This window comes from Polaromonas sp. YR568 (assembly GCF_900116715.1).
Taxonomy (GTDB): domain Bacteria; phylum Pseudomonadota; class Gammaproteobacteria; order Burkholderiales; family Burkholderiaceae_C; genus Polaromonas.
The window spans coordinates 18818-30402 of the sequence record NZ_FPBM01000019.1; the positions used below are offsets into that span (position 1 = coordinate 18818).

The 11585-nt window shown below is 61.6% G+C and carries 8 protein-coding genes; 5 read left to right on the forward strand and 3 right to left on the reverse strand.

The features are described 5' to 3' along the window. The first annotated feature begins 77 nt into the window (after nucleotides 1–77). From urtB to urtE, 4 genes are read left to right on the forward strand one after another with little or no spacing between them, the layout of a single operon-like run. Nucleotides 78–1655: an urea ABC transporter permease subunit UrtB gene (urtB, locus tag BM408_RS22430; protein WP_092132911.1), complete on the forward strand. Its 1578-nt coding sequence runs from the start codon at nucleotides 78–80 to the stop codon at nucleotides 1653–1655. Between the two features lie 14 nt (nucleotides 1656–1669). After that, nucleotides 1670–2788, forward strand: a complete 1119-nt coding sequence (urtC, locus tag BM408_RS22435; protein WP_371327040.1) for an urea ABC transporter permease subunit UrtC — start codon at nucleotides 1670–1672, stop codon at nucleotides 2786–2788. Further along, nucleotides 2785–3669 carry an urea ABC transporter ATP-binding protein UrtD gene (gene urtD, locus BM408_RS22440; RefSeq protein ID WP_092132914.1) on the forward strand — a complete coding sequence of 295 codons (885 nt, stop codon included), beginning with the start codon at nucleotides 2785–2787 and terminating at the stop codon, nucleotides 3667–3669. Before urtC ends, urtD begins: the two co-directional genes overlap by 4 nt. Before the next feature lie 15 nt (nucleotides 3670–3684). Beyond that, entirely contained in the window at nucleotides 3685–4377 is a 693-nt protein-coding gene (gene urtE, locus BM408_RS22445; RefSeq protein ID WP_092132916.1) for an urea ABC transporter ATP-binding subunit UrtE, read from the forward strand. Between the two features lie 39 nt (nucleotides 4378–4416). Here the strand turns inward: urtE and BM408_RS22450 are convergent, their stop codons facing one another. Genes BM408_RS22450 through BM408_RS22460 form a run of 3 tightly spaced genes read right to left on the reverse strand, consistent with a single transcriptional unit; the run spans nucleotide 4417 to nucleotide 9874 of the window. Continuing rightward, nucleotides 4417–7017, reverse strand: a complete 2601-nt coding sequence (locus BM408_RS22450) for a hypothetical protein (protein ID WP_139237396.1) — start codon at nucleotides 7015–7017, stop codon at nucleotides 4417–4419. A gap of 17 nt (nucleotides 7018–7034) precedes the next feature. Next, entirely contained in the window at nucleotides 7035–8465 is a 1431-nt protein-coding gene (locus BM408_RS22455) for a hypothetical protein (RefSeq protein WP_092132919.1), read from the reverse strand. After that, a complete protein-coding gene (locus tag BM408_RS22460) occupies nucleotides 8459–9874 on the reverse strand; it encodes a hypothetical protein (protein ID WP_139237398.1) in 1416 nt (471 codons plus the stop codon). Before BM408_RS22460 ends, BM408_RS22455 begins: the two co-directional genes overlap by 7 nt. Nucleotides 9875–10238: 364 nt before the next feature. Here BM408_RS22460 and alaC point away from each other — a divergent pair, with 364 nt between their 5' ends. Then, nucleotides 10239–11441 (forward strand): alanine transaminase, encoded by a 1203-nt coding sequence (gene alaC, locus BM408_RS22465; RefSeq protein WP_092132923.1) that lies wholly within the window; start codon nucleotides 10239–10241, stop codon nucleotides 11439–11441. Nucleotides 11442–11585 lie beyond the last annotated feature (144 nt).

Consider the following 11585-nt stretch of genomic DNA (forward strand, 5'->3'; position numbering starts at 1 on the left):
CGATGCCCTTCAGGAAGTTGCAGTCTGGGCGCTACACGGTCATCCGCGTACGTGCCCAACCTACAGGTTCTTTTCACATGCTGCTACGCCATCTTTCTCTCTTTCTCACAACGCTTCTTTTAGCCGCCCAAGCCCATGCCTTGACCCCTGATGAGGTCAAGGGCATGGCTATTGGCGAGACGGAGGCACGGGTGGAGGCTTTGGCAAAAGCTGCTGCCAAGGCGGATGAGAAGACGGCGGCGTTTATTCAGGCGCTGTCTGACGACGCGGTGAAGACCAAGGGCGACAAGGTGTTTGTGGTCAAGGACGACAAGGCTTTTGACCCGATCACGGGTGCCGAAGTGCCGCTGCCTGCCGATGCCGAAGATGTGATCAACCCCAACCTGATGCGCAGCGAGCTGGACAACGCGCTGGCGGCGCTGAAGCTGTTTTCGAAAGACGAGAAGCAGCGGCGCGATGCGATCAAGACACTGGGCGGCGACAACGACGAAGCGCGCCTGCCGCTGATCGAAAAAGCCTATGCGGCCGAGACGGTGCCCGAGCTGAAGAACCAACTGGAGCTGATGCGCGCGGCAATCCTGCTGGGCAGCACGGACAAGGCCAAGCGGCTGGAGGCCGCTGCGCAGCTGGCCGGCAGCAAGAACCCCAATACCAAGACGGTGCTGATCGAGCGCCTGGGCACCGAGACGGATGCCGATGTGAAGGTGGCGCTGCAGGCCGCCTTGAGCAAGGTGGATGCCTCGCTGGAATGGGGCAACAAGCTGGGTGCGATTTTCAGCGGCATCAGCCTGGGCAGTATCTTGCTGCTGGTGGCGCTGGGCCTCGCGATTACCTACGGGCTGATGGGCGTCATCAACATGGCGCACGGCGAGCTGATGATGATTGGCGCCTACGCCACCTATGTGGTGCAGGGCCTGTTTCAAAAATACTTTCCCGGCGCGTTTGACTGGTATTTGCTGGCCGCGGTGCCGGTGGCCTTTATGGCCTCGGCGCTGATGGGCGCGGCGCTGGAGCGCAGCGTGATCCGCTTCCTCTATGGCCGCCCGCTGGAGACACTGCTCGCCACCTGGGGTATCAGCCTGATGCTGCAGCAACTGGTGCGCTCCATCTTCGGCGCGCAAAACGTCGGTGTTGAGAACCCGGTGTGGATGAGCGGCGGCGTGCAGGTGCTGGGCAATTTGTCTTTGCCCTACAACCGGCTGGTCATCATTGTGTTTGCCGTTGCGGTACTGCTGGGCGTGGCCTGGCTGATCAGCAAGACACGCCTGGGCCTGTTTGTGCGTGGCGTCACGCAAAACCGGCCGATTGCCTCGTGCATGGGCGTGAACACTGCCCGTGTCGATACCTATGCATTCGCGCTGGGCTCGGGCATTGCCGGGCTGGCCGGCTGCGCGCTGAGCCAGGTGGGCAATGTGGGGCCGGACCTGGGCCAGGGCTACATCGTGGACTCGTTCATGGTCGTGGTGCTGGGCGGTGTGGGCCAGCTGGCGGGCACGGTGTATGCCGCGCTGGGCCTGGGCATCCTCAACAAATTCCTGGAAGGCTGGACGGGCGCCGTCCTGGCCAAGATCGCCGTGCTGGTGTTCATCATCATCTTCATCCAGAAGCGGCCCCAAGGCATCTTCGCGATGAAGGGCCGTTCGGCTGAAGCGTAAAGACGATGACTCCCATGACCCCAATGCCTCCCATCGTCCATCTCCCCGCCAAAGGCCCGCTGCTCACGCGCGGCGGCTGGAGCGCCTTCATGATGGCGCTGATCGCCGTCTGCGCCATCGCGCCCATCCTCAACCTGTGGGTGCCCGAAGGCAGCATGTTCCACATGAGCACCTACGCCGTGGCGCTGCTGGGCAAGATCATGTGCTACGCCATCTGTGCGCTGGCCATGGACTTGATCTGGGGCTACACCGGCATCCTCTCGCTGGGGCACGGCGTGTTCTTTGCGCTGGGCGGTTATGTCATGGGCATGTATTTGATGCGCCAGATCGGCCGTGACGGCAATTACAAAAGCGATCTGCCGGACTTCATGGTCTTTCTCGACTGGAAGACGCTGCCCTGGCACTGGACCTTCAGCGACAGCTTTGTGGCGACGCTGTTTTTGATTGTGGCGGTGCCGGGCATTGTGGCTTTTGTGTTTGGCTTCTTTGCCTTCCGCTCGCGTATCAAGGGTGTGTACTTCTCCATCATCACCCAGGCCATGACTTTTGCGGCCATGCTGCTGTTCTTCCGCAACGAGACGGGTTTTGGCGGCAACAACGGCTTTACCGACTTCAAACGCATCCTGAGCATCCCGATTGCCACGCCTTCGATGCGCATGACGCTGTTTGTGATGACGGGCCTGACGCTGCTGGGCTTCTTCCTGTTTGCCAAATGGCTGGTGGGCAGTAAGTTTGGCCGCGTGCTGCAAGCGATTCGTGATGCGGAAACGCGAGTGATGTTCTCGGGCTACAGCCCACTGGGCTACAAGCTCACCATCTGGGTGATCTCGGCCGTGATGTGCGGCGTGGCGGGGGCTTTGTATGTGCCGCAGGTCGGCATCATCAACCCCGGTGAGATGAGCCCGGCCAATTCGATCGAAATCGCCATCTGGGCCGCGGTGGGCGGGCGCGCCAGCCTGATCGGGCCGATTGTGGGCGCGTTTATCGTCAACGGCGCCAAGAGCTGGCTGACGGTGGCCTACCCCGAGTTCTGGCTGTACTTTTTGGGCGCTTTGTTTATCGGTGTCACGCTCTTCCTGCCTGATGGGGTGGTGGGCCTGTTCAAGAAATTCCGGAAAGGCGGTGCCAAATGACGCCCGATCTTCTGGAACAAGGCGCACGCCGCGTTGAGCAGCGCCTGGCCGCGCTGGAAGCCGGCAAAAGTAATACCGAATCCGGCGGCCGCAGCGCCAGCGGCAGCCGCATTGCGCACGCTGCCGGCGAGGTAGACATCACCCACGGCCGCATCCTGTATCTTGAAGATGTGAGCGTGAGCTTCGACGGTTTCAAGGCCATCAACAAGCTGAGCCTGGACATCGCGCCGGGCGAGCTGCGCTGCATCATCGGCCCCAATGGCGCAGGCAAGACCACCATGATGGACATCATCACCGGCAAGACCCGGCCTGATGAAGGCACGGTGTTTTTCGGCAGCACGATTGACCTGCTGCGTCACAAAGAGGCCGAGATCGCCCAGCTGGGCATTGGCCGCAAGTTCCAGAAGCCCACGGTGTTTGAGCAGCTCACGGTGTTTGAAAACCTGGAGCTGGCGCTCAAGACCAACAAGGGCGTGAAGTCATCGATGTTCTTCAAGCTCGACTCGGCGCAAAGCGACCGCTTGGCCGAGATCCTGGTGACGATTCACCTGGCCGACAGCGTGGGCCGCCTGGCCGGCAACCTGAGCCATGGGCAAAAGCAATGGCTGGAGATAGGCATGCTGCTGATGCAGGACCCCAAGTTGCTGCTGCTGGATGAACCCGTAGCCGGCATGACGGATGAAGAGACGGCGCGCACGGCGGAGCTGTTCCTGACGCTCAAGGGCAAACACTCGCTGATGGTGGTGGAGCACGACATGAGTTTTATCAAGACCATCTCGGAAATCGTGACCGTGCTGTGTGACGGCTCTGTGCTGGCGCAAGGCACGCTGGATCAGGTGCAGGCCGACGAGCGCGTCATTGAAGTCTATTTGGGACGTTGAGGTTGGGGAGACATCATGCTGAACGTCAAAAACATCAACCAGTACTACGGCGGCTCCCACATCCTGCGGGACGTGAGCCTGGAAGCGCATCTGGGAAAAGTCACGGTACTGCTGGGGCGCAATGGCGTGGGCAAGACCACGCTGCTCAAGTCTCTGATGGGCCTGGTGCCCATCAAGACCGGCACCATCGAGTTTGACGGCCAGCAGATTCAGGGCAACACGCCCTACGAGCGTGCCCGCGCGGGCATGGGGTTTGTGCCCCAGGGTCGCGAGATATTTGCGCGGCTGACGGTGGAAGAAAACCTGCGTATGGGTCTGGCCTACAAAAGCGCCAGCACGCCGATTCCTGCGGAGCTGTATGAACTGTTCCCGGTGCTCAAGCAGATGCTGAACCGGCGGGGCGGCGACTTGTCAGGCGGGCAGCAGCAGCAACTGGCCATCGCACGCGCACTGGCCGCCAAGCCCAAGCTGCTGATCCTGGACGAACCGACCGAAGGCATTCAGCCCAGCATCATCAAAGACATTGGCCGCGTGATCCGCATGCTGGCGGACCGGGGCGACATGGCCATCCTGCTGGTAGAGCAGTACTACGACTTCGCACAAGAGCTGGCCGACGACTACCTGGTGATGGAACGTGGCGAGTTCATCGCGCGCGGGCAGGGCAAGGACATGGAAACCAACGGCGTGCGGCAGCTGGTGGCGATTTAGCCGGCCGCGCGCCCTTACACCTTTACAGACAGCCAGGCATCACGGCAATGTGATGGGTTCCTTGGGCTCGTTCGGTGCCACCCCCAGCTTCACCACAGAGTTCTTGGGCAAGGTCATCGAGCTGTCCAGCCACAGCAGCGTTGTGCCGCTTCGGGAGTCCCAGGATTCGCCGGGGATTCCGCCCTCAGGCGGCTGGGTCATGTCACGAACCTCTGCCGCGACCGAGACAAAGAGGGAATCTCCCGGCAAGGGCATGGGCCGGCCCAGAAAGGGTTCCTGGTACAGCAGCCAATGGTGTACCGCGGCTTCCATGCCGGGCCGGGCAGGCACCACCACCCGACAGGAGCCTGCCTTTAAAAACCGCTCGAACTCGGGGTCAACACCCTCCAGCGTCGACAGCTCATCCCAGTTGCCCCGGCCCGCCCAGTAGTAGGGGTAAAACACATAGGCCATATTGCCCCATTCAAAGACCTGTTCAAAGAACTGGATGGTGGCCGCGTCAACCCTGGCTTTGGCAAAGTCGGTCTCTCGCCAGGGCAGCGCGCCATTGCTGTCCGGCGTGACGGCTTTCAGGCCGTCACGGCCGATGAAGGGCGACTCATCGAGCAACCATGCGATGACCTGGCGCTTTAACTCATCACGCACGGTCTGCAGGTTTCTGCCGGGCGACGATTCGCCGACCGGCAGCTCGCTGACCAGTGCGCGCCGGTCCTGGGCGTTTTGCCAGGTCTGGTTCCAGTCGTTCCATGCGCTGAAGAGGGCGTCGTAAACCGCATGCTGCCAGGTCTCATAGGCTTCGGTGGTTCTTCTGCACTTGACGGTGAAGGTCATGCCGAGTGAATGGCAACCGGTGGCCTGCGCACTCAGCGTCAGCTTGTCGATGGCCGGCGGGGTGATGCCGATGGAGACCGCAGCCATCGTATCGGTGGTGATATTCAGTGTCGCTTGGCCGTAGCGGGGCGGCTCTTCCGATTGCCCCGTGGTCTGGACACTTTGCTCCGCGATGAGTTTTTTGTAGCCGGCGTTGGAGCTCCCCACATACACGTTGGCCAGTATCCCGTGGTAGCTGTCCACAGGGCCGCTGGTGTAGTTGTTCACCGCAACGCTTTGGCGCATCCATTTGCCGTGCAGAGGGGTGGCAAATCCAGAATAGTCCACCGTATGCGCCGCGTAACCCACCGGCACCGCGACCTCGACCGCGATTTCAACCGTTGGGGGCGTCCACTGGTTTCCCGCCGCATCGGGCAGGTCTGCCGCGACGGCGGTTTTGGCCAGCACCACCGAGACCTCGGCATCGGGCAGCACCGGAAGGTTGGTGGCGCGGTAGGTTGACGCGAGGGCCAGCACGCCTTCCGGGGTCAGCGCTGCTTTGGTGACGTTCCATTCAGGCGGCGCCTTGGCTTGACTGGCCTTGACTTTGGCCGCCGTCCGCCAGCGGACATACTCCGCCGGCTCGGGCAGCTCAAATTCGAGCTGCAGGCGGTCAGGGTAGGTGAACACCTGGTACCGGTCCACGCGGTCCACCCACCGGTAGATGCCGCAGCGGTTGGCGTCGTCCGAGGCGAAGGCGTGGTTGTGTGTGGTCTCTGTGCGCACCAGTTCGCGCCGCTGGCGGGATTCCTTGGTTTGGGACTCTATGGTTGACACCGCCTTGGCGACGGCCTTGCGCGCGATCCGCGAGGCGACACGGTCTGACCTTCCCAGCTGCACGCTGGCTTCTGCACCGGCGTTGACGGAATAACGTGATCCCGGCATGTTCTGCTCATATTCCGCCTGAACCTGCCCCCTGACGGCCAGCGACAGCTGCGTCTGCAGGTCCCGGCTCATCTCGGACTCGTTCTGGTTCTCGTCCTGTCTTTGCTGGCTGGTGGATGTTGTTGTCTCAGACAGGGTGATGTTCTCGGTTTCGGCCAGCTTTTTGTCTTTCTCCTGGTAGGTTTCGCCGGCCATCACGTTGCGGATCATGGCGATTTCACCGGGCAGGTAGCCCCGCCATTCGCTGCGGACCACATGCAGGTCGGCGACGGAAGCCTCCCGGATCAGCTTGATGCGGGCTTCGGGAAAGGCATGGGCCAAGGCGGTGGGCAGCGTCACAAAGCGGCGGTTCAGTTTGGCGTAGACCTGCTCGGGCTTGAGCGCGGGCAGCGCTTGCTGCATCAGTGAGGCCACCAGTGCGTAGCGTGCGGCCCAGGCCAGTTTTTCGTGTTGTTTGGGCGTTTCACAAAGCCAGGCCACCGTCCAGCTGGCCAGGTCTTCGGCGTACGCCGCGAGTGCGTCTTCCCAGTCCGGGGTGGTGTAGTGGTCGAGGTAGTCAATTTGGGCGAGCTTTACTTTTTCCTCAAGGGCCTCACCGCTGACCAGGTCTTCGTTCTGGGCCAGCCAGATCTCGATTTGGTAGATGAGCGAGCTCAGGTACTGCCGCGCCGTGTCCGGGTTTTCCACGCGCTCTACGGTGTGGCCGAAGTCGTCCTTGAAGGTGGTCAGCATGTCGGCGATGGCGGTATCTGCCAGCGTGGCGCCTTGCCGCAGGTATTGCGCCACCATCCGGACCAGCGGCGACATCAACAGCAGGTTTTCTTCCGCGGTCGGCTCAACGCGGCGCAGTGGGCGGGTAACCGTGAATTCGGCGAGATCAATCATCATTTCACTCCTTCTGGTTAAAGTACGTCGGCCGCTGCGCGCATCAAGGCGTGCGCGAGCAGGTTGAATTCCTCCAGCGTCATCGGCATGGTGTTTTGGTGCAGGGTCACCCTGGACTCGATCAGCCGCTTGAGTTCGCTGTCGGGGAAATCGCTTTCGGCGGCATTGAGTACCCAGCGATGGGCTGTTTCGCCCGGCAATGACGGTATGAGGCGAAACAGCGTGTTGGGCCCGTCGGCTCTTTCAATTTCGAGGGCGCTGCTGGCGGCTTCGCGGACGATGTCGTTGAGGGTTTGTTCCAGGGAGGAATTGACGCTCTCGACCTTGACCTGCACGCCCAGGAAAAGTTTGGCCAGGGGCACGGAAGACGCCCTCTCGCTGGCAAGCCGCTCCTTCACCAGCAATATCGCCTGGTCCAGGTACTCCTTGCTTCCCAGGCGCAGGTCCCCATAGACCTTGAGCACCGACCACTCAGGGCCCAGTGCGCGTGCAGCATCTTTTGCCAGATCTTCGTAGGCGTCGATATGGAACTTCCAGTCGTCCCAATGCTGGGCAAACATCTCACCCAAAATCTTGCCTTTGAGGCGGCTGTGGATGGAGCTTTTCTTTTGCGCCTCCATGGCTTTAAACAGGTTGATCTGGGTATCGGGATCCGGGCTTTTCGCGAAGCCCTCGGCCAGGCGGTCAAATTCCCGTATCTCTGCCTTGATGGCCCCGGGCGTGGGCGCGCCTTTGCCCGTGCCGCCCAGAAAACTCCAGACGCGTGTCCATTCCGCCTGCCTTGAAGACCCCACCGCGTCGGAAAACTTTTTGTGGGCCGTCAGCAGGATGCGGTCTGTGCCGGACAGCGCCATGCCTGCGGTTTCGAGCTGCCGCATGCGGCCCATGAAGGCCCGCTGAACGAGCGCTGCATTTTGCTGGGCCGCACCGGCGCCCAGCTTTCTCTGCATATCCAGCAAGGCCTCTGCCGTCCGCTGGTTGATGTCGGCGATATCGGCCCCTGCGGTGCGCGGCCGGGCCCGGGCCCCCTTGGCCTTGGCTGCGGCAGCGGCTTCTTCATCCATCACCCTGGACAGCGACACCGAATACTGGTCGAGCTCTGCAAGAAGCACCTTGCGATCCGCAGGGGACACGCTGGTGGCCGTCTCGATCAGCCGGTTGACCTTCGAAAACTGCGTCTTCAGCGCGAACTCCGAGACCTTGTCCATTCGCTTCCAGTGGCATGTGGCGGCGTTGGAAAGCCCGTGCCACGCGGCCGCCGCGCTTTTGCTGGACCTGACGAAGGCGGTGAAGGCCGGGAGCAGGGGATCCCCTATCCGTGTGCTGCGGAAGTTGCCGCTCTCCAGGCCGTGGAACATGCTCTCCAGCACCTGGATGGCCTGCGCCGTGGCCGCCCTGTCTTTGGGGGCTGGGCTGATCTTGACGACGGAGTCGGGCCAGCTCACCATGCCCTCCCGCTCTTGACTGCGCCGCGTAGCTGGAGGAAGAAAAACAGCGCCCCGACCACCGCGCCGATGTAGTTGCCCTGTTCCGCGGCAAAGCTGTCGGCAGGGTTCAGGCAGGCCTCAAAGGCGCGGTCTTTTTTGCCTTCTTCCACGGCTGACTCAATGACGTCCCCGAGGGCCGATGTCAGGCTGGCAGCCGCCAGCAGCGCGGCGATGGGGGGCGTGGCCGCCGCCATCGCGGCAAGGTCCTCGACGATGCCGATACCCAGGCTCAGCTTTGCGAACGGGCCCATCTGGCCTTTGAACGAAGCCAGCCTTTCTTGCGCCACCATCCAGGCCATGTCGCCACGGCCCAGGTGCAGCGACTTGAGCGCTTCGTTGATCACCGGCGAATAACGCCACACCACTTCCGGCGCCTCATTGAGCTCCGTTTCCATCAGGCCCATGGCTGCCTGGACTCCGTTGAGCGTCTCGTCAATGGTGTCCAGGAGTCGGGTGTTGTAGGTGACTTTGCTCGACTTGTCTTTGGGCAGGGCGTTGACCCATGTATCGGCGACATCAAATAGCGCTGGGTGCTTCCAGAGCCTGTGAAGAACCGGATAGCGCTTGCAGTGCTCCACCAGCCTGGCGACCAGGGTTTCACGAACGCGTGCCTGGTCTTTCTCGACCGGTTCTGTCCTTTTCCTGAACTCTTCAGGGCTGGGGATGTAATACCCGGTGCCGGGTGTGTGTTGCGCCATGACGTACTGCGCGTCGAAATACTCGAGCTCGCGTTTGAGTGTGGCAATCTCCCACATGGCTTGCGCCAGGCCATTGAGGTTGGCCTCCAGCTCGGGCGCAACAATCATGGAGCCTTGTGGCGGCATTTTGTAGCGGATGCGCTCGGTGACCAGTTGCTGGTTCAGTTTCTTCAGGCGCGCCTTGACCACTTCCAGCGCTTTGGCCTGGATGCGCTTTTCGGCGCGCACGATAAAGGCATCGAGCACCTTCTTTTGTTTTTTGTAGGCTTGCAGCAGGCGGTGGCGCTTGGGTGTGTCTTCTCCGCGGTAAACCCTCTCACCCTTGAGCGGCGGATTCAGCGGCTCGCGCGGTGCGGTCGCAGGGTCCCAGAGTGTGGCCGGCGGATCCAGGATGGCCGCGGCAAAGGCACGGACCCCCTCGGACCCGTACATGGCATAAAACGAGTTGCAATACCCTGCGACACGCTCCTGCAGGTCGGGTTCACCGGCGTTGAAAAGCAGCCGCAGCAATTCGCTGCCTTCCGGGTAAATGGCGATTTCCTGTGCGTCGGCTTCACCGGGTTCGGGCATGTCCGGAAGCACCGCTGATTCGGCTTGCCAAAGAAAAAAATCCTCGTCCTTCATCGGGTCAAGGTCTTTTTCCTGCGGCATTAACAAGGTCAGATTGAGCATCGGATTCCTGTGTCGGCGGGGGCTTCAGGCGCGAGGCCATGCGTTTGTTTGTGCATGGCAGCCAGGCAACGGGCCTGGCAAATTTGGGCGGCCGGGGCCGGGGTTGGCGCCGGAGTCGCGAGGGGTAGCGGGAGATAGCGAGCGACAAATAACTCTATCGAAACAAGGAGGAATCCGGAACGCCCTCACGCAGGCAATATTCACGGGCGATATGGGAGCTTCGTTACGGCTCTTACGGAAAGCCTGGTGGACTTGCGCACCCCAAATGACGTATAGGCATGTAGGTTAGGATGGCGATGGGCCGGCCACATTGCCGGCCACGTCGCTCGGACGGTTCCGGGCGCTTACGTGAAAGTCCCTTCCTATGTCTGCATCTCCAGGCAAGCGCCGTTTTGCGCGCATTGACCGCCTCCCTCCCTACGTTTTCAACATCACGGCCGAGCTGAAACTCGCGGCGCGCAGGCGCGGCGAGGATATCATCGACATGAGCATGGGCAACCCCGACGGGGCCACGCCGGCGCATATCGTCGCCAAGCTCACCGAGGTCGCGCAGCGGCCCGACACGCACGGCTACTCAGCCAGCAAGGGCATTCCGCGGCTGCGGCGCGCCATTGCACATTGGTACCAGAGCCGCTACCAGGTGGCAATAGACCCGGACAGTGAGGCCATCGTCACCATAGGCTCCAAAGAAGGGCTGGCCCACCTGATGCTGGCCACGCTGGACCGGGGCGATACGGTGCTGGTGCCCGACCCGAGCTACCCCATCCACATCTACGGCGCGGTGATTGCCGGGGCCGACATTCGCTCGGTGCCGCTGACGCCGGATACGGACTTTTTTGCCGAACTGGAAAAAGCCATTCGCGGCAGCTACCCTAAGCCCAAGATGATCGTGCTGGGGTTTCCGTCCAACCCCACGGCTCAGTGCGTGGAGCTGGAATTTTTTGAGAAGGTGATTGCGCTGGCACGCAAGCACGATATTTTTGTGGTGCACGACCTGGCTTACGCCGACATCGTGTTTGACGGCTGGAAAGCGCCGTCCATCATGCAGGTGCCGGGCGCCAAAGATATTGCGGTTGAGTTCTTCACGCTCTCCAAAAGCTACAACATGGCGGGCTGGCGCGTGGGCTTTATGGTGGGCAACCCCGACCTGGTGGCGGCGCTGGCGCGCATCAAGAGTTACCACGACTACGGCACCTTCACGCCGCTGCAGGTGGCGGCGATTGCCGCGCTGGAAGGCGACCAGCAATGCGTGAAAGACATTGCCGCGCAATACCAGGCCAGGCGCGACGTGCTCTACAAGGGTTTGACCGAGGCGGGCTGGGCGGTGGATTGCCCCAAGGCGTCGATGTACATATGGGCGCGCATTCCTGAGGCTTACCGCAAGCTCGGCTCGCTGGAGTTTGCCAAGCAGCTGATGGAAAAGGCCAAGGTTTGTGTGTCGCCTGGTATTGGTTTTGGCGACCATGGGGATGACTATGTGCGGTTTGCGTTGATTGAGAATGAGGCGCGGATTCGGCAGGCGGTGCGGGGGATTAAAGCCATGTTCAAGGCGGATGGGGTGACGTAGTTCTTTCGGGCCGGGTCTTGCTCCGGCGTTAGCGCTTTTTGCTAAGGGTTGCTGGCCGGGGTCGCCCGGCGGCGACTCACTTTTCTTTGCTTCGCCAAAGAAAAGTAAGCAAAAGAAAGGCGACCCTACTGTCTGCGTCCCTCC

Excerpts from the sequence above, each read along its gene's own strand:
- urtB (WP_092132911.1), top strand. The coding sequence starts at position 78 with ATGCTGCTACGCCATCTTTCTCTCTTTCTCACAACGCTTCTTTTAGCC.
- urtC (WP_371327040.1), top strand. The coding sequence starts at position 1,670 with ATGACCCCAATGCCTCCCATCGTCCATCTCCCCGCCAAAGGCCCGCTG.
- urtD (WP_092132914.1), top strand. The coding sequence starts at position 2,785 with ATGACGCCCGATCTTCTGGAACAAGGCGCACGCCGCGTTGAGCAGCGC.
- urtE (WP_092132916.1), top strand. The coding sequence starts at position 3,685 with ATGCTGAACGTCAAAAACATCAACCAGTACTACGGCGGCTCCCACATC.
- BM408_RS22450 (WP_139237396.1), bottom strand. The coding sequence starts at position 7,017 with ATGATTGATCTCGCCGAATTCACGGTTACCCGCCCACTGCGCCGCGTT.
- BM408_RS22455 (WP_092132919.1), bottom strand. The coding sequence starts at position 8,465 with ATGGTGAGCTGGCCCGACTCCGTCGTCAAGATCAGCCCAGCCCCCAAA.
- BM408_RS22460 (WP_139237398.1), bottom strand. The coding sequence starts at position 9,874 with ATGCTCAATCTGACCTTGTTAATGCCGCAGGAAAAAGACCTTGACCCG.
- alaC (WP_092132923.1), top strand. The coding sequence starts at position 10,239 with ATGTCTGCATCTCCAGGCAAGCGCCGTTTTGCGCGCATTGACCGCCTC.